Here is a 19,108-nt window from a genome sequence, read left to right as displayed (position 1 = left end):
CGTCCGATGGGGCGCGCGATGGTCAACGTCACGCCCGGGGGGAGGGCATACCGCTTCGGGCCGCACGGGCTCAGGTTCAAGAAGGCGGTGCGGCTGACGTTGCCTTATGACGAGCATGCGATTCCCCCGGGGATGACCGCGCAGCACGTGACGGGCTTCTACTTCGACGAGGCGCTGGGCCAGTGGGAGCGTGTCGCGCGGGACGGCGAGGCCGCAAAGGGCAAGCTGGCGAGCCTGACCGACCACTTCACCGACTTCGTGAATGCCACGCTCGCGATGCCGGATGCGCCGGGCACGCGCAGCTTCGATCCGAACAGCATCAAGGGGCTCGCGCTGGGGAGCCCGTTCGCCGCGGTGACGGTGGTCGCGCCGCCTGAGGCGAGCTCGAGCGGCGCGGCGCGGCTGAGCCATGCGATCGAGGTTCCGCCGGGGCGCAACGGGATCCAGCCGGCGCTCGCGATCGCGTACGACAGCGAGCACCGCAACGGATGGCTCGGCGTGGGCTGGGATCTGCGGCTGTCGAGCATCGAGATCGACACGCGCTTCGGGGTGCCGACGTACGCGGCGGGGGAGACGCCGCGCTACCTGCTCGACGGGAGCGAGCTCGTGCAGGCCGAAGGCGGCGCGTGCGGCGACCCGTGCCTGTTCCGGCGGCGGGTGGAAGGGCGGTTCGACCGCATCGTGCGCCGCGGTATCGCGGCGGATAGCTATTTCTGGGAGGTGACGGACAAGGACGGGACAACGGTTGTCTACGGCCGCGACGCGAACGCGCGGCTCGACGATCCCGAGCCGGGGCCGGGCCAGCCGCGCAACGTGTTCCGCTGGTACCTCGACGAGGTGCGCGACACGTTCGGCAACCAGATGCGGGTCCGCTATGATCGCGGGGTCGAGGCCGGTCCGCCGCCGCGCATCGAGGTGCATCCCGAGCGCATCGAGTACACGGCGAACGCGCCACGAGGGGTCGAAGCGGCCTATGCCGTGGATTTCGTGTCCGAGAGCGGGCGGCCCGACGTCATGCTCAGCGGCAGGCCCGGCTTTCTCGAGCAGACCGAAAAGCAGCTCTCGCGTGTGGACGTGCGGTTCGGCGACGTCGTGGTCCGCAGCTACGCGCTCCATTACATCGACGGCGATTTCGGCAAGCGCCTCCTGCAGGCCATCGCGTTCCATGGGCGAGGCGCGCGGCAGGCGGGCGGGCAAGTGACGCTCGGCGAGGAGCTGTACCGGCATACGTTCGAGTACTTCACGGCGCCTCGCACCGCGTCCGGCGAGGTGGCGGCGTTCGCGCAGGCCGCCGAGGCATGGGGACGGGCCAAGGCGAAGGACGGCCTGTCGCGCACGGAGGAATCGACCGCGGGCGGCAGCGCGTCGGTGGGGCTGGGCATCGGCATGTTCTCGATCTCGATCGGCGGGGGCGGCTTCTTCGGCGACGAGACGGTGCGCAAGAGCGTGTTCGATCTCAACGGCGATGGGATGCCCGACTTCCTGGAGGACAGCGGCGATGTCGGGCTCAACCTTCTTCGCGCCGCGTCCGGGAGCCATTTGACGGCGGCGAGCGCGCTCGGCTTGTTCGACAGGGATCTTGGCCTGACGGACCGCTCGGGATGGAGCGTGTACGCGGGGCTGAACGTCGCGGTGCTGAGCGGCTCGGTGGGGTACACGCGGAGCAGCACGGAGGACGAGCAGATCGTCACGGACATCAACGGCGACGGCTACCCCGATCTGGTATCGGGCGGCCCGCTCGGGGGCGTCTACGCCGCGCTCAACGACCGGCGAGGCCGCTTCGGGAGCAAGCAGCCGTGGGGCGCGCTCGACACGAGCGGCGCGCCGTCCGGCCGCCCCGACCTGGCCCAGGCGGCGCGCAAGGACTTGCATCCGGCCGATCCGCTGCTGCGCTGGACAGCGCCGTTCGAGGGAGACGTCCGCATCGGCGGGGCGCTGCAGAAGCAGGAGGCGGGCGGTGATGGGGTGCGGGTGCAGATCGTGCGGAGCGGCGAGGGGGAGCCGCTCTTCGACGATGTGCTCGACGGGGACGAGCTGACTCCCTGCCTCCTTGGCGCGCATCGGTGCGGCGGCGATGTCCTCACGACGCACGTGGCCGCGGGCGACCGGATCTACTTCCGGGTGAGCGCGGCGCCGGCGGTCGACCCCGAGCGGCGCGTGGACACGGCGGCTGATCTGGTCTCGTGGAGCCCGTCGATCACCTACGAGGTGAGCGAAATGCAGCTCGCGCAGGCGGGGCCGGACGGGGCGCCGATCCACCGCTTCGAGTACAGCCACGACCACCGGCTCGCGGGGCGCCCCGACGTGCCGTGGGTGGCGCCGGCCGACGGCAGCGTCCGGATCACGGGCGACCTCTCGAAGTGGGCGACGAGCGATGAGCTGTGGGTGGAGATCGTGCGGGAGCGCGGCAGCGCCGCCGCGGAGTCGATCCTGGCGCCGCAGCACGTCGGCGCGGGCGCCGGCGGGCTCGGGCTGGGCGCGCTGCTGCCCGAGGCGATCCCGGTGCTCGCGGGCGATCGCGTCCGGTTCCGGGTGAAAACCGAATTGCCCGACGACCCGGCGCGCATCGCGTGGAGCCCCGTGGTCCGTTACGAGGAGTACACGCGCGTGGACCGGGCGACGGGCGCGCCGCGGCGCGGGCAAGTGCAGTGCGGCGCGCAGCCGAACGGCCGCACCGGCTGCAGGCTGCACAACGACGGGCCCGGGGACGCGCCGCTGCCGCTCGCGCTCGTCGAGCAGCGGGCGCATGTATCGATGCCTGTCGCGAGGTGGTCGTATGCGACGCGCCCGCGGCCGTGGATCGCGCCGAGCACGGGGACAGCGCGGCTCGAGGGAATGCTGTTGGTGCCGGGGACCAACACGTTCTCTCAGCCGTTGACCCTGGTCGTTCAGGGCGTGCATCGGCTGCTCTTCAAGCAGGCGTATTCCGCGCCGAGCGCTGCTGGGACGGCTTTCCCCGTGGACCTCGACCTGGAGGTCCAGGCCGGCGAGCCCATCTTCGTCACGGCCTTCGCGCAGGAGCCGCCCACGGGCGCCACCCTGCACGCGACGATCGACGGGGAGCCGGTGTCGCTCGGCTTCCTCGCGCCCGAGGCGGCGACGAGCGGCGGGTCAGAGGACCCGATGGCCGGCGGGTTCCATGGCTGGTCGGTCGGCTTCCTCGATGGAGATCGCGCGTTCTCGGAGGCGGACATCGCCTTTCCGACGCTCCACCCGGAGCGCGGCTTCACGCTCGCTGTGCCGCTGCCGCAGGGGAGCGCGCCGGTGTGGGGCGCGGCCGCGTCGGAGGCGTTCGTCGGTGGCAGCGCGGTCAAGCCGTCGATCGTGGGCAAGGTGAGGCGAGGAGACGGTCAGCTCGGCCGGCTGCGCAGCGCGGAGACGTGGAACGCGGAGATCAGCGCCAACCTCGGGCCGCTGGGGGCGGGCTACAGCTTTGGCAGCACCACGTCGGACCTGGACCTCATCGACATCAACGGTGATCGATTGCCCGACAGCGTGACGCGCGAGGGCGCGGTGCTCAACACCGGGCGAGGGTTCGGCCCGCGGGACAGCTGGTCGCTGCCGGAGGCGCTGCGGCGGATCGAGCACCGTGCGATCCGGCTGGAAGGGAGCGCCTCGGTCACCGTGGACAGCGAGATCCAGACGATCTCCAAGACCACGAGCGAGGGGCGTTTCGAGGGGTACCTGCACACGCAATTCCACCTGGGGACGAGCTATGGCCTGTCCGCCACGCACGTGGATCTGGTGGACGTCAATGGCGATGGCCTGGTGGACCAGGTGACGCAGGATCCCCAGAGCGGGGTGATGAGGGTGGCGTTCAACCTGGGGCACCGGTTCGCTGGACCGGTGGCGCTGGAGCGGGCGCGCTTCGAGAAGAGCGACTTCGATGCGGGAGCGCTGCGCGAGACGCTCGGCGACATCTTGAGCGAGTTCACGGACGCGGCCGGGGTGGACGCGGTGCGGCTGGAGGACACGGGCGCGAACAGCGTCGGCGTCGGCGTGGACGCGACCGTGGCCGCCGTCGGCGCGGGGTACACCTACACGACGGCGCGGACGGTGGTGGACTTCGCGGACGTGAACGGCGACGGGCTGCCGGACAAGGTGATGAAGGCGCCGGACGAGCCGTGGTTCCGGGTGCAGCTCAACCTCGGGAGCCGGTTCGCGCCGGAGGAGTCCTGGCCCGCGGGGGCGTGGGGTGTGTCGATCGATCCGCCGGAGTACGCGTTCATGGGCGGGGGCGACGCGGTGAGCTTCCGCAGGTCGGAGAGCTACGAGGGCAGCTTCAAGGTCGATGTCTGCTACTTCGTGTGCGTCGGCGGGTCGGTGTTCTACTCGGAAGGCGCCGGCTCATCGCACCTCGCGTTCGAGGACATCGACGGCGATGGGCTTCAGGATCATGTGCTCAAGCGAGACGGCGACGCGACGGTGTACGCGCGGGTCAACGCGCTCGGCAAGACGAACCTCTTGCGGCGGGTGAGCCGGCCGCTCGGCGGGAGCATCGAGCTCGACTACCAGCGCGAGGGCAACCTGGTCGTGCCGAGCGAGGGGGCGCTCGGGGAGATGGACAGGGCGCCTCAGGTCGATATGCCGTCGAGCCAGTGGGTGCTGAGCGAGGTGACGGTGCACGACGGCGTGGAGGGCGCGCCGGGGGTGTACGGGGTGCATGCGTACCGGACGAGCATCGCGACGCACGCGGATGGGGTCTACGACCGGGAGGAGCGGGTCGAGCTCGGGTACGGGCTCGTGACGACGACGGCGCTCGGCGAGGATGGCGTCACGGTGATGTCGAGCGAGGACGTCGAGCACCTGAACCACGATGTCTACCGCCGCGGCTTTGTCGCGCGCTCGACGCTGCGCGACGGCGACGGGCTACTCTACATGGTGAACGAGGTCGACTACGCGCCACCGCCTGAGGGGCTGGAGCCCAGGGTGGGCTGGTTCTTCCCCAAGGAGACGGAGAGGAGGGGCGCATTCTACGAGGGGACGACCGACGACCCGAGCGCGCCGCACAAGAGCACGCGCGAGACGCGGGGCTTCGACGAGCTCGGCAACCTGACCGAGCTTCACGCCTACGGCGAGGCCGATACGCCGGACGACGATGTGCATCAGAGGGTCGACTATACGGAGCCTGGCTCGGCCTACATCGTCAAGCCGGAGCTCATCGAGACGACGGACGAGCAGGGGCGCGTGCTGCGCCGGCGCACAGCGACGTACTGGCCGGGAACGGGCGCGTTGCACACCGTCACGAACGTCATCTCCGGCGGCAAGCGGGCGGATGGGACGACCTACGCCAACGCGGAGGCCACGTGGAGCTATGTGTTCGATGACTTCGGCAACCTCGAGACGTCGACCGACCCGAACAGCTACAAGCTGACCTACAGCTTCGATGACGTGACGCACAGCTACCGCACGTGCGCGAGCGATAGCTTCGGGTACCATTCGAACAGTGTGCCGAATCTGCTGTATGGCACGGTCGAGCAGGAGACCGATGTCAACGGGCACACGATGGTGCACCGGGTGGACGACTTCGGACGGCTCACCGAGGTCTGGGGGCCGAGCGATCTCGCGGAGGACGGTGAGGACGCTGTGCCGGTCGGGTGCACGCCGAGCAAGGTCTGGAGCGCGGAGGAGCCGGCGGGAGAGGGTGAGCCGACGATCGGGTTCGAGTATGCGCTCCAGCCGGGTCAGACCGCCGCGCTGCCGGCGTGGGCGAAGACGAGCCACAAGGACGTGGAGCACCCGGGCGACCCGATCGTGACGGTGACGCTCGCGGATGGGCTGGGGCGCGTGCTGCAGACCAAGAAGGACCACGCGCGCGACACGGGCACGGGCACCGAGGTCGGGATGACGGTCAGCGGAGCGGTGGCGTTCGACGCGCTCGGCCGCGTGGTGGAGCAAGGGCAGCCGGGCTTCAGCGCGGAGCCGGACACGGCCTTCGTGAGCCTGGGGCTGCTGCGGCCGACGCTCACGCGTTACGACGCGGTCTCGCGCGTGCGGGAGGTCGCCATGCCGGACACGAGCGCGCCGGGCGGCTATGCGCGGACGGCGATCGAGCACGACCTGGTGGCGCTGGAAGGACAGCTGCTCTTTCAGGAGATGGTGATCGACGCCAACGGGAAGGTGCGGAACACGTACCGGGACGTGGGTGGGCGGATCGCAGCGGTGGAGGAGTTCAACCGGATCAAGGGGGTGGAGACGCGGATCGTGACGCGTTATCAGCATAGCCCCCTCGGCGAGCTCGTGCGGGTGACGGACGCGCGGAACAACGCGACGACGGCGACGTACGACTCGGTCGGCCGGATGGTGACGCTGGTCAGCCCCGACGCGGGCCGCACGGAGTGGCGCTACGATCTGGTCGGGAACCTTCGAGCGAAGCAGACGGCGGAGCTCGCGGCGCGGGGACAGCTGATCCGGTACGAGTACGACTTCAACCGGCTGCGGAAGATCGACTATCCGGTGACGCAGGACGTGGTCTACACGTACGGCCAGCCGGACGATGCCGGGGACGAGGAAGGCAACCGAGCGGCGCGGCTGGTGGAGGAGACGAGCGCGGCGGGCAAGCGCAGCTTCCGTTACGATCGGTTCGGCAACACGGCGGAGCTGACGTCGGAGTTCCCGAGGCTGCGGGAGCCGCACCGTGGGCCGTACCAGGCGACGATGAAGTACGTGTTCGACGCGCTGGGGCGGATGCAGGAGCTCCACTTCCCGGGCGCTGGCGAGGAGACTGTGCGCTACGGGTACGACCGAGGCGGCGCGGTGGTGTCGGTGGTCGGGGAGAACCAGCGCGTCAATCCGCAGCACCCGAGCGAGCCGAGGACGACGGAGTACCTGAGGCACATCGGGTACGACGAGTTCGGGCAGCGGGTGCGTGTGGTGGCGGGCAACGGGATCGAGACGAAGTACCGGTACGACGAGTCGACGCGGCGGATGACGGAGGTCAACGCGGACCACCAGAGCGCGCAGATGCGGTCGATGGGCCGAGCGCCGAGGCCGTTCCAGCGGCTGCGGTACCGGTATGACCTCGTCGGCAACATCCGGGAGCTGAACAACGAGGTGCCGTTCGACGAGTCGCTGGGCGGCGCGGTGATGGTGGCGCGGACGCAGCAGCGGTTCGCGTACGACGACCTGAACCAGCTGACCGAGGCTTCGGGGATCTACCAGGAGCGGGGAAACGAGCAGCAGCGGTACACGCTGGGCATCGACTACGACATCCTCGGGAACGCGACGACGAAGCGGCAGGAGGTCGCTCGGTACGTGCCGAATGGCCCGGGGCAGTGGCGGCTGGACTACCCGATCCGGGAGAGGACGTACCGGAACGAGTACCGCTACACGGGGCCGAGGCCGCACGCGGCGAACCAGGTAGACGAGTACGTGCCGGCGGAGTCGCAGCCGCGGCTGAGGGAGCTGTCGTACGACGCGAACGGCAACCACAAGCAGTGGAAGTACCGGGGCAGCCCGCAGCGTACGCTGAGCTGGGATGAAGACAATCGGCTGATGTCGGTGAGCGAGAACGGACAGGAGATGTCGCGGGCGCTGTACGACGGCGCGGGGGAGCGGCGGGTGCACCTGCACCGGGTGGCCGGGGAGGAGGAGACGGCGTACGTCGACCAGCACCTCGTGGTGCGCAACGGGGTGATCGCGACGAAGCACCTGTTCGCAGGGGAGACGCGGATCGCGAGCAAGATCGATGCGGACTACTACCAGAGGCCGCCGGTGCTGTACTACCACCCGGACCACCTCGGGAGCACGCAGTACGTCACCGACCAGGACCAGGCGCTGAGCCAGCACGTGGAGTACCTGCCGAGTGGGGAGCTGTGGGCGGACCAGACGGACTCGCGGTTCCAGAACCGGCGGCCGTACCTGTTCAATGGGAAGGAGCTCGACCTGTCGACGGGGCTCTACCACTACGGGGCGCGGAGCTATGAGCCGCGGCTCGGGGTGTGGCTGAGCCCGGATCCGGTGCTGGCAGAGTACATGGCCGGCAGGATCAATGGCGGGGTGTACAAGCCGATCAACCTGGGGCTGTACACGTATACATGGAATAACCCCGTAGCTTTCGTTGATCCGGATGGCAGGTATTCAAAGGAAGCTGCGCAAGTTTTGGAAACTGCCGTGAAGACAGCCGGTTCGGCCACTGTGGCGGCACTGGCGGAGCCCTCGCCATTTGGGGAGGTGATCGTTGCTGGCGCGGTCATTGTCGGAGGCGTAGGCCTCGTGGGCTATTTGATCTACGATGCCATCACGGATGGAGACTCCCCCAAGTCATCTGAAGCTGCGCCTGCGCCCGCGCCTCCCGCGGAAGTACCCTCCCCACCCCCACCGCCTGCAGCGGGCGGGGGTGGGGCGAAGGAGCCCCCAAAACCTGCTGTTGCTGCGGCGGCGGAGCCACCACAGAAGCCCTCGAAGAGGCAAGGCGAGGGCTCGAGTAAAGCAGCATCAAGGATCGACCCTACAAAGCCTGCAAGAGAGGTCGTACCAGGAAGCCTGAGACGCGAATTCCCCGGCCAACACCTGGACAAGTCTCTGAACGGTATCAAGGATGCCCTGCGCACGGCGCGCGGTGAGGAGAAGAGAACTCTTCAGACTGCCAAGAAAATACTTGAACAATCGGAGCGTCTTCTGGAGAAGACGAAAAACAAATGAGTGGTTGGTATTCGGCCTGCATGCTGTTCGAATCAGAGGTTGACGATCAGTCTTCCGAAGAGCCTCTGTGTGAGGAGAGTATTCGGTTAATAAATGCAGATGATGTTGATGCGGCTAGGGTGATGGCCGAATCGCTTGGGGGTGAGCTGGAGCATTCATATGCTAATCCGGATGGCAAAACGGTTAGGTGGGTATTTAAGGGAATTGTAGAGTTGCAGGACTTGTGTGAATCGGAAATCGTGAGTGGTACTGAGGTTTTTTCGAGGATGTTCAAGAAGGGTCAGCTCGATAGATAGATCTGCTGCCGAGAGTGCGCTTCCGAACCAACTCGCTACTTGCGATCGGGTTGACGGTGGATGTTTGTGAGGACGACGGAGTACCTGAGGCACATCGGGTACGACGAGTTCGGGCAGCGGGTGCGTGTGGTGGCGGGCAACGGGATCGAGACGAAGTACCGGTACGACGAGTCGACGCGGCGGATGACGGAGGTCAACGCGGACCACCAGAGCGCGCAGATGCGGTCGATGGGGCGGTCGCCGAGGCCGTTCCAGCGATTGCGCTACCGATATGACCTCGTCGGGAACATCCGGGAGCTGAACAACGAGGTGCCTTTCGACGAGTCGCTGGGCGGGGCCGTCATGGTGGCGCGGACGCAGCAGCGGTTCGCGTACGACGACCTGAACCAGCTGACCGAGGCGTCAGGGATCTACCAGGAGCGGGGAAACGAGCAGCAGCGGTACACGCTGGGCATCGACTACGATGCCCTGGGGAACGCGACGGCGAAGCGCCAGGAGGTCGCTCGGTACGTGCCGAATGGCCCGGGGCAGTGGCGGCTCGACTACCCGATCCGGGAGAGGACGTACCGGAACGAGTCCCGCTACACCGGGCCGAGGCCGCACGCGGCGAACCAGGTGGACGAGTACGTGCCGGCAGAGTCGCAGCCGCGGCTGCGAGAGCTGTCGTACGACGCGAACGGCAACCACAAGCAGTGGAAGTACCGGGGCAGCCCGCAGCGCGCGCTGAGCTGGGATGAAGACAACCGGCTGGTGTCGGTGAGCGAGAACGGACAGGAGATGTCGCGTGCGCTGTATGACGGCGCGGGGGAACGGCGGGTGCACCTGCACCGGGTGGCCGGGGAGGAGGAGACGGCGTACGTCGACCAGCACCTCGTGGTGCGCAACGGGGTGATCGCGACGAAGCACCTGTTCGCAGGGGAGACGCGGATCGCGAGCAAGATCGATGCGGACTACTACCAGAGGCCGCCGGTGCTGTACTACCACCCGGACCACCTCGGGAGCGCGCAGTACGTCACCGACCAGGACCAGGCGCTGAGCCAGCACGTGGAGTACCTGCCGAGCGGGGAGCTGTGGGCGGACCAGACGGACTCGCGCTTCCAGAACCGACAGCCGTACCTGTTCAATGGGAAGGAGCTCGACCTGTCGACGGGGCTCTACCACTACGGGGCGCGGAGCTATGAGCCGCGGCTCGGGGTGTGGGTGAGCCCGGACCCGGTGTTGGCAGAGTACATGGCCGGCAAGCTCAACGAGGGGGTGTACCGGCCGATCAACCTGAGTCTCTACACGTACGCGTGGAACAACCCCGTCGTCCTCATCGACCCGGACGGGCGCCTGACGACGCAAGCGATAGCCGAGGCGTTTGTGAAGGGCTCGGTGGTCGTCGGGACCGCGCTCTCAGTGCCCGCCACCGCTGCCGTGGTCGAGCCGACCCCCATCGGAGAGCTGGTCGTGGGCGGCCTGTTCGCCGTGGGAACGGTGGGTTATGCGGTCTACACCATCGCCACTGCTGATTCCGACGAGTCCGCGATCGGGCCTAGCTGCGACGTACCGGCAGACTTCCCGACGTCCGCGACGCCTGGAGCACCGCCGCCGTTGGAAGCGGGAGGTGGTGGGGCGAAGGAGCCGCCCAAACCTCCTGCCGCCACGGCAGCGGAGCCGCCGGAGCAGCCGACAGGCGGGGGATTGTTCAAAGGCAAAGTCGACCCATACTCGTTGACACCCACGCATGGGACAACGCTCGGTAGGAACAGGTACAATGCGCTCAAGCAGGACATCGCAGAGCATGGCATGAAAGACACCATAAAGTTTGTCGAGCACAACGGGCAGCGTTATGTTGTGAACGGCCACCATAGGCTTCGGATAGCGAAGGAGCTAAAGATGCCCGAGGTTCCCGTCGAGCAGGTGAAGTTGCCATATCAAGGCTATAAATCGGTTTCTGATCTTGCGGGGCAGTGAACATGGCTACCTGGCAGTGCTCGTTCTTGCTCGTGCCATCTACAGAGCACGATCGCGATCCGCGGATTTTGTTGGAGATGATAGAGAGCGGAAGTTTCTGGGCGGATTCGCAGCCGGGTGAGGATATCGAACGGACGGCCCTCGAGATCCTGGGAAAGGGAGCGAGCTGGTCGTCAGACGTAGACGTCTGGGGAGATGAGGATTCGACCTGCCTGTCAATGGTTCGAGACGGGAGCCGTGTTGTCGAAGTCCTGTTGCGTGTTGATCTGAGGAATATACAGAAGCCAGACCTGGCACGTTTGCTTGATGGATTCAAGCGAGCCCGCGTGCTCTTGGTCGATGAGACGGCGCAGCTATACGAGCCGACACTGCCTGCGGTCCTTCAAGCACTGCAGGCGTCTACAGCCTGGAAGTATGTAACGGATCCAGCGGCGTTCATCGCATCCTTGTCAGAGAAGATCTCCGACATTGATGGTTAGTCGTGGAGAAGTTGGGGAGACTCGGGCACGATATGAGGCCGTACACGCCGACCGTGACCGTAGACCTGAATCATCGCAACGATGGGCAACGTCGGAGGCGGACTCAAAGCACTGTGGATGGCCGAAGGCAAGGCGTTTGTCAGACTGACTGTGCGGAGGGACGCGGCAGAGACGCAGCCGCGGCTGAGGGAGCTGTCGTACGACGCGAACGGCAACCACAAGCAGTGGAAGTACCGGGGCAGTGTGCAGCGCACGCTGAGCTGGGACGAGGACAACCGGCTGGTGTCGGTGAACGAGAACGGGCAGGAGATGTCGCGGGCGCTGTACGACGGCGCCGGGGAGCGGCGGGTGCACCTGCACCGGGTGGCCGGGGAGGAGGAGACAGCGTACGTCGACCAGCACCTCGTGGTGCGCAACGGGGTGATCGCGACGAAGCACCTGTTCGCTTGTACTGAGTGTGCTTTGGTCTAGCAGGCGCTGCTCACATGCTCCAGGCCGAGCACCTCGCCGACGATTCGATCGAGCTCATCGTGTGGAAGGCCGGGATCAGGTGTTCGCCGCCCGAGCTGTTCGATCTGCTCGAGCGTCGGATACCGGAGGTTCCTCAAGTCGGTCGCGTTCACCTGGGTGTGCCCGTTGAACTGCCGAACGTGCGTATCGACGAGCGTCGAGTTCAAGAAGGCCACGAGGCCGCGCGCCATCACGGCCGGCAGGCCCTCGCCGCTCCGGTGGAAGACATTGAGGTGGTTCTCGAACCCGATCCTGTCTCCCGGAGCGGTCTCGGGCGTGAAGAGGGCGGCGACGACCCGCCGCCTCTCCTCCTTCGACGAGAAGCGCTTGACGAGCACGTAGTTCCCGCTGGGCATCCAGAGGTCGGCGGTCTCAGGCGCTTCCACGAGGGCGTTCGGCTTCTTGCCGCGTTTGGGCCAGCGAACGACGCCCGACGCGAGGTGCGTCGGGTAGATCAGCGGACCGGTGCCCCTCTCGGGCTCCTGCCGCAAGAACTCGCGCGCTCGGAAGTCGACGACCTTTCCCGTCGAGACGCCCACGTCCAAGTCCGTCAAGCGGGATGGCATGCGCGCGAACGTGGCGGCGACCTTCTCCCCGGCGTCGTCCGGCACCACGTGGATGAACAGCTCGGGATCTCCAGGTCGGACGACGTGTTCGAACGGCACGGAGCGGACGGACAGCGGCCCGCCCCCGCCCCCGGGACCGCGCGACGACGAGATGGTGACGGACCCGCACTCGCCGCCCCTGACGGCGTGAATGATGACGTTCTCTTGAAGGACTTCGTCCTCCGCGAACGCCGCTTTGCGCGATTCGAAGACGTGCACCCTTCGCAGCGACATCTCTCTGAAGAACAGCTCCCGGAATGGCCGAAAGTAAAGACCATTGCAGAAGCTCCGGGGGGTGATCGCGACGAGCTCCCCGCCCGGCTCCAGGAGGAGGATCGCGAGGCCAAGAAAGGCCGTGTACAGGTTGCTGGTCTCGATGCCCACGCGCCGCAGCGCCGCCCTGGCCTCGGTGTCCGAGTTGAGCTTCTTGTAGGGTGGATTCAGGATCGCGTGTGTGAACGAGCGCGGCATGCCCGGGCGAGCCCGGCCGCCGTCGAGCTGCTCGACGGCCGACCGGATGAAGTCGGCCTCGATGATGCGGGCGGTGAAGTCGATCCCGGCGCCCGCGCATTCGTCGCGACACGCGCGCGCCGTCCGACGCAGGTACGCCGCGAGCCGCGGGTCGATCTCGAAGCCGGTCGCGCGGATCGCGCTCGGGTGTATCCGGCGGGCACATGCGCTGGCCGTGAACGCCGCGAGGAGGCTGCCCACACCGGCGCCGGCGTCCAGCACGCGGATCTCCTCGCAGGACCGCTCGAACAGCGACGCCATGAACGACGCCACCGGCGGCGGCGTGAGGAATTGACCCAGCTCGGACCGCGTGCGGGGATCGAGCGCCCGCGCGGCTTCGATGCGGTCGAGGTCGACGCGGTCGAGGAGCGGCGGCAGGGCGGCTGCCTCGAGTCTCGCTGCCCGGCTCATCGATGACGTGGTTACCGCAGCTGGGGCATCGAGCCAACCGTGCCTGGTCGGTGAACGCGCCGTGGGCGCCTTGCCGGCGAGGCGGCGCCCGCGGCGCGCCGCTCAGGCGGCCTCTTGCCGCGCCGCCACCGCGGCGAGCGGCGGTATCCCGAAGCGCTCGCGCACCTCGTCGAGCGGCAGGTGGACGACGTCCCAGAAGTTCCAGCGATCGCTCAGATCGACCTTGCAGGCCGCGCCTCGCGCCACCGCGCGCAGCACCTTGCGCGCCTCGAAGAGCCCGATCTGCGGCGCGGCGACGGGCGTGATCTGAATACCGAGGTGGAACTGCAGCATCACGAAGAGCAGGAAGGCGAACCCGTCGCGCCGGATGAACCCCGCCTGGAAGGAGCCGGCCTGGATCTCACCCGCAGGATCGGTGTCGTACTCCGCGAGCACATGGCCGAGATCGTGGAACACCATGCGTTCCGGGATCGCGTCCCGGCTCTCGCCGGGGAACAGGAAGCCGCGCGCGGTGCAGTGCTCCCAGAACACCCGGCCGAACGTGCCCTCGGGCAGGAGCCCGAGCTGCTTGTAGCGGAAGGCCCGCGAGCGATCCGCGACGCCCGCGCGGAAGAAGGGCCCGACGAGCCTGCGCACGCCGGCCAGGCCCTCTCTCCTCAGGACCTCGCCGGCGAACGCGCCGACGAGGCGGCGCCTCACGGCGGCCTTGGCGAGCCTTCTGTGACCGCGCGCCACGAGGCGGAGCACGCCCACGCCCTGCTCGCGCACGCCGAGCGCCCGGGCGAGCGCCTCGACCGCATCCACCTCGGCCGCGGTCACCTCGCCGTCCGCCATCGCGGTCACGAGCGCGAGCTGCACCAGCCGCTTGCGCCGGTGCGGATCCGGGATCGCGCGCGCCACCGCCTCGGGCGCGACGCGCGGCAGCCCGTCGACGTCGGCGCAGGCGCCGTGCAGGGCCGCGAGCTCCTCCAGGACGGCGCGCTGCTCCGGGTCGAAGCGCGCGGGCGCGCCGTCGGCCAGGGCCACCTCCCGGAGCGCGCCGAGCGCGGCCGGGATCTCATGAGAAAGAAACACGACGATATCCATGCTGACCTCCTCTTCGGACAAGGGGTTTCACGCGAGGCGCCCCGCGACCGGGCTCACTCTCGCTGGAACGCGCTGATCGCTGACAGGATCGCCGCCGAGATCTCCGTCGGCAGCGACCTGGCCGTCTCCATGATCACCCGGACCCGCTCCACGCTCGCCTGGTCGACGAAGCGGCGGCCGAGCGGCGTGAGCGCGAGCGTCTTCGCACGGCGGTCCTCGGGATCTTCCTCCCGCGCCAGGAGCCCCCGCTGCACCAGGCCATCGACGAGCCGGCTCCCGGCCGAGGCCGAGAGCCCGAGCGACGTGGCGAGGGCGGTGACGCGCACCGGGCCCTCCTGATCGACGAGGTGCAGCGCGGCCACCTGCGCCACGCTGAAGTCCTCCTCGTGCAGCGCCCGCGCGAGCCCCGCGATGATGCGCGAGAACATCATCCGCGTGAACCGCTCGAGCGGCGAGCCCAGGATCTTTTGCTTGCTCACAATATTGTCTATTACGCATTAGTTGCTAACACGCAAGTAAATGCCGACGCGAACGCGCGATCACCAGCGCCGGTCCGTCCGCCGCGGAGGGCGGCAGGCGCGCCGCGCGGCCGGCCACCCACCGGCGCGGCCGGTCGGCTCGACAGGCTGGCCGCTTCGCGGGGGGGTCGCGTCGGGGCGGCGGTCAGCCGCGAGCGGCGGTCACTTGCGGGCGCCGGTCACGTGGACCTCGCGGAGGCGCGCCCGCGCCGCCGCGTAGTACGGCTCGATCTCCTTCGCCGCCGGCGTGCCCCAGAGGTTCTTCCGCTCCTCCGGGTCGCTCGCCAGGTCGTAGAGCTCGAACCGGGCGCCGCCCGAGATCGTCAGCTTCATGTCGCCGCGGAGGAACGACCGCCGCGCGTCGTTGTAGGGCCCCGCCGGCATGTCGATCAGCACGTCGCGCGCCTGGGCTTGCTCGCCCGGGGCGAGGAGCACGTCGGGCAGGAGCGACGCGCCCGACAGGAAGTCGCTCGCGTGCGCGCCCTCGCCAGGCCCGGGCGCCCGCATCAGGTCGAGCAGCGTCGGCGCGAGATCGATCAGGCTGCGCCGCGCCGAGACCCGGGACGGCGCCGCGCCCGGCACGTGGACGAGCAGCGGCACCCGCACGAGCTCCTCCCAGAGCTCGAAGCCGTGGCGGAACATCTTGTGCTCGCCGAACGCCTCGCCGTGATCGCTCGTCACGACGATCGCCGTGCGCCCGGCGAACGGCGCCGCCGCGATCGCGTCGAGCAGCCGGCCGATGTGCCGGTCCGTGAACGCCACCTCGCCGTCGTAGAGATCCCGCTGCGAGGCCGCGCCGAAGCCCGCCACGTCGTCGTGCCGGAGGTAGTCGGCGTGCGGGTCGAGGTAGTGGACCCACAGGAAGAAGCGCCCGCCCGTGTTCTCGGTCGACCCTAGCAGCCGCAACGCGGCGTCGGTCAGCGCGGCGCTCGTCGCCTTGTTGTCGACGTCCCAGGGCGCGCCCTCCGGCGGCGCCGCGGACATGTCCACCACGTCGAAGCCGCGATCGAGCCCGCCGAAGCTGCCGAAGTAGCGGTGCCCGTGCACGCTCATCGTGCGCACCCCGGCGCGCTTCAGGCGCTCGGCGACGAACGTGTCCTCCTCGCCGAACTTGTTGAAATGCCCCCAGTTCCTGTGGGTCTCGCTCCCGTACTTGCCGATGAGCATCGGGCCGACGCTCTTGCCCGTGTAGGACGCGAGCGAGTACGCGCGCTCGAACACCGTGGAGCGGGCCGCGAGGCCGTCGAGGTTCGGCGACACGGGCCGCTGGTTGCCCGCGTAGCCGAGGTCCGCGCGGAGCGTGTCGACCGTGACGAGGACGACGTTCAGGTCCGCCGGCAGGCGCGCGGCGGACGACCCGGGCGAGTCGGCGCCCGGGGCCGCCTTGGGGGCGGGGGCGAGCGCGGCGAGCGCCGCGGACGTCAGATCGCCGCCGGAGCAGTCGTCGTCGATGCCGTTGTCGAGGATCTCCTGGGCCAGCGGGTGGACGCGCGCGTCGTGGTCGTCGCAGTCCCCGCCGCCGAAGAGGGCGGCCGCGTGGTCGCCGTCGCGATCGGCGAGTCGGCGCAGGACCGCGAGGCTCTTGCCCCCGACGGGCGCGCCGCGCTCGATCGCCTGCGCCACCGCGGGCTCCGCGTTGAGCGCGGAGGCGGCGCGCGTGGTGAGCGCGAGCGGCAGGAGCGCGGCGAGGAGCGCGACCGGGGCGCGCGCCGTCCGGACCGCGGCCGGCGCCAGGAAGGCGGCGAGCGCGACGACGAGCAGGAGCGCCGGGGCGCGCAGGTCGAGCTCGGGGCGCTTGAAGATGCCGTAGATGCCGAGGAAGCCGCCCTCGCCCGAGACGCCGCCCGTGGCGACCCCGAGCGCGAACAGGGCCGCGGCGATCCCGAGCGCGACGCCGCCCGTGACCGCCGGATCGACGCAGGCGGGGCGGCCGTCGCTGGCGTTGGCGAGCGCGCGCCGGAGCGGCGGCGTGAGGGCGAGGACGGCGAGGCCCGCGATGAGGCCGAGGCCGAGCGCGCCCGCGGCGACGGCGGTGCCCACCAGGAGGGGCGCGGCCTCGAGGCCGAGCAGGGCGCGGGCCAGGTGGGCGCACAGGGTCATCCAGAGGAACGCCGCGAGCACCGCGAGCGGCACGAACGCCGCGATGTCGGCGGGCCGGCCGATCGCACGCACCCGCAGCGCGCCCACGAGCGTGGCCGGCGACGGCGGGCCCGACGGGTCGACCACGATCGCGGAGGCGCCCGCGAGCAGGCCGACGACGAGCGCGACGGGCGCGAACACCCCGATGTCGGCGAGGTAGGTGGCGAGCTGGAAGGTGGCGTCGTCGCCGGCGCCCGCCGTGGCCCACCCGGCGTCGAGCGACGCGGCGACGACGCCGAAGACGCTGGCGCCGAGCGCGCTCCTGGCGAGCCGCCCCGCCCACGCGCGGGCCAGCGTGGGGACCGCGGGGCCCGGCGAGCTCGAGGCTCGCTTCACGCCGGGCTCCGCTTCCGCGCCATGGGGTGAGCGGCGTCGTAGACCTTGAGCAGGTGGTCGATCGAGACGTGCGTGTACCGCTGCGTGGTGGCGAGCGAGGCGTGCCCGAGCAGCTTCTGGATGGCCCGGAGGTCGGCGCCGCCGTCGAGCAGGTGGGTCGCGCAGGTGTGCCGGAGCGCGTGCGGGTGCAGGTCGGCCCGGCCGGCGCCGAGCGCGCCATAGCGCTGCACCAGCGCCTGGACACGGCGCACCCCGATGCGCGCGCCGCGGCGGGACAGGAAGAGGGCGCGGGGGTCGCGGGCGCCGGTCGTCGGATCGGTGAGCTCGTCGCGCCGCTCGAGGTAGCGCTCGATGGCGGCGAGGGCGTGGGAGCCGAGCGGGACGATCCGCTCCTTGTTGCCCTTGCCGACGACGCGCACCGCGGCCCTGTCGGCCGGGTGCCGGTCGACGTGGGCGAGGTCGAGCCCGCAGAGCTCGGAGACGCGCAGGCCTGCGCCGTAGAGGGTCTCCAGCATGGCGCGGTCGCGGAGCCCCTCGGCCGTCTCGGCGCCGGGGATCTCCATGACCTGGGCGGCGGCGTCGACGTCCAGGAAGGTGGGCAGCGGGCGCCGGACCTTGGGCAGGGCGAGCTGGGCCGCCGCGTTCTTGTCGACCTCGCCGCGCCGCTCCAGGTAGCGGAGCAGGGCGCGGGCAGCGCCCACCTTGCGCGCGATCGAGGAGGGCGCGTGGGTGCGCGCGAGCGAGCCCAGCCAGCCGCGCAGGAGGAGCACGTCGAGGCCATCCACGGCCGGGGCCTCGTCCGGTGAGGGAGCCTCGCCGGCGGCCGGGGCCTGGCCGGTGGCCGGGGCCTGGCCGGCGGCCGAGGCCTTGCCGGTGGCCGGGGCCTTGCTGCGCGCTCGCGCAGGGCGGTGGTCGGCGTTCGCGGCCGCCTTCTCGCGAGCGAAGCGCGCGAGCTGCTCGAGGTCGCGCCGGTACGCGTCCACGGTGTGGCGCGAGGCCCGCCGCTCGGCCGTGAGGTAGGTCAGGAAACGCGCGATCGCCTGCTCCAGCGTGGTCCCGCCGGATCGATCGCCGCTCCGCCGCGCGTGCATCACGGGTTTGCCCTACCACCAGGACGGCGCCGCAGGCAAAGACTCGCCGCTGGCCGAGCTGGAGCGCCGCTCGGCCGGAGCCGCTGCGCGGCGCGGCGAGGGGAGCCGGGCGCTGGCCGGGGGGACCGCGGTCGGCGGTCGCCAGGTCCCGGCGGCAGGGGGAGGTCGCAGGGCGCGTCGCGCCATGCCCTGATAAAAACGCACTTCACGGATCACGAGCGAACACCCACCCGGTGGGCGACATGGCGTGAGCGCCGTGCTGTCCAGGATGATCCATGAGCTGCGCTGTCGAACCGTGAATGGGACTGCCGAGCAAGGCGGTGAAGACCTGCTGTTGCGACGCGCGTGAGACCGACGCCCGCTCGCTCGCAGCGAAGGAGGCTCTCAATCGTTGTTGCCCCCGACGGACCGCGACGGGATGCGCTTGTGAACCCGGTGGTGGAAGGACCTCGATGTGCAGGGCGCGTGGCCGTGCCGGCGCGGGCGATATCGCTCCGGATCAGTCCTTCCGCTGCTGGACTCGCGGCG

General features: G+C 69.6%; 10 protein-coding genes. 5 read left to right on the top strand and 5 right to left on the bottom strand.

Annotated features, from left to right (window positions below; all coding sequences use genetic code 11):
• The first annotated feature begins 18 nt into the window (after positions 1-18).
• From WMF19_RS43905 to WMF19_RS43885, 5 genes are all read left to right on the top strand, one after another.
• Positions 19-8,643 (top strand): SpvB/TcaC N-terminal domain-containing protein, encoded by an 8,625-nt coding sequence (locus tag WMF19_RS43905; RefSeq protein WP_437895819.1) that lies wholly within the window; start codon positions 19-21, stop codon positions 8,641-8,643.
• Positions 8,640-8,939: a DUF4288 domain-containing protein gene (locus tag WMF19_RS43900; RefSeq protein WP_437895818.1), complete on the top strand. Its 300-nt coding sequence runs from the start codon at positions 8,640-8,642 to the stop codon at positions 8,937-8,939. The genes WMF19_RS43905 and WMF19_RS43900 overlap by 4 nt, the downstream gene beginning before the upstream one ends.
• 66 nt (positions 8,940-9,005) lie before the next feature.
• On the top strand, positions 9,006-10,895 hold the full coding sequence (locus tag WMF19_RS43895; RefSeq protein ID WP_437895817.1) for an RHS repeat-associated core domain-containing protein: 1,890 nt from the start codon (positions 9,006-9,008) through the stop codon (positions 10,893-10,895).
• 71 nt (positions 10,896-10,966) lie between these two features.
• Complete coding sequence (locus tag WMF19_RS43890) at positions 10,967-11,374, top strand: hypothetical protein (RefSeq protein WP_437895816.1); 408 nt, start codon at positions 10,967-10,969, stop codon at positions 11,372-11,374.
• Positions 11,375-11,455: 81 nt separating this feature from the next.
• Positions 11,456-11,845: a hypothetical protein gene (locus WMF19_RS43885; protein ID WP_437895815.1), complete on the top strand. Its 390-nt coding sequence runs from the start codon at positions 11,456-11,458 to the stop codon at positions 11,843-11,845.
• Here the strand turns inward: WMF19_RS43885 and WMF19_RS43880 are convergent.
• The 5 genes from WMF19_RS43880 to WMF19_RS43860 all read right to left on the bottom strand — a co-directional run bounded on the left by WMF19_RS43880 (position 11,842) and on the right by WMF19_RS43860 (position 18,580).
• Positions 11,842-13,410: an Eco57I restriction-modification methylase domain-containing protein gene (locus WMF19_RS43880; RefSeq protein WP_437895814.1), complete on the bottom strand. Its 1,569-nt coding sequence runs from the start codon at positions 13,408-13,410 to the stop codon at positions 11,842-11,844. The two genes, WMF19_RS43885 and WMF19_RS43880, sit on opposite strands and share 4 nt — an antisense overlap.
• 102 nt (positions 13,411-13,512) lie before the next feature.
• The gene (locus tag WMF19_RS43875) at positions 13,513-14,496 is read right to left on the bottom strand and encodes a hypothetical protein (RefSeq protein WP_437895813.1); all 984 of its coding nucleotides are present in this window, start codon (positions 14,494-14,496) and stop codon (positions 13,513-13,515) included.
• Between the two features lie 53 nt (positions 14,497-14,549).
• Positions 14,550-14,975 carry a MarR family winged helix-turn-helix transcriptional regulator gene (locus tag WMF19_RS43870; protein WP_437895812.1) on the bottom strand — a complete coding sequence of 142 codons (426 nt, stop codon included), beginning with the start codon at positions 14,973-14,975 and terminating at the stop codon, positions 14,550-14,552.
• 201 nt (positions 14,976-15,176) lie between these two features.
• On the bottom strand, positions 15,177-17,489 hold the full coding sequence (locus WMF19_RS43865) for a sulfatase-like hydrolase/transferase (RefSeq protein WP_437895811.1): 2,313 nt from the start codon (positions 17,487-17,489) through the stop codon (positions 15,177-15,179).
• Positions 17,486-18,580: a tyrosine-type recombinase/integrase gene (locus tag WMF19_RS43860; RefSeq protein ID WP_437901744.1), complete on the bottom strand. Its 1,095-nt coding sequence runs from the start codon at positions 18,578-18,580 to the stop codon at positions 17,486-17,488. Before WMF19_RS43860 ends, WMF19_RS43865 begins: the two co-directional genes overlap by 4 nt.
• Positions 18,581-19,108 lie beyond the last annotated feature (528 nt).

The organism is Sorangium sp. So ce124, assembly GCF_051525235.1.
Taxonomy (GTDB): Bacteria; Myxococcota_A; Polyangia; order Polyangiales; family Polyangiaceae; genus Sorangium; species Sorangium atrum.
This window is presented reverse-complemented; position numbering and strand designations above follow the sequence as displayed.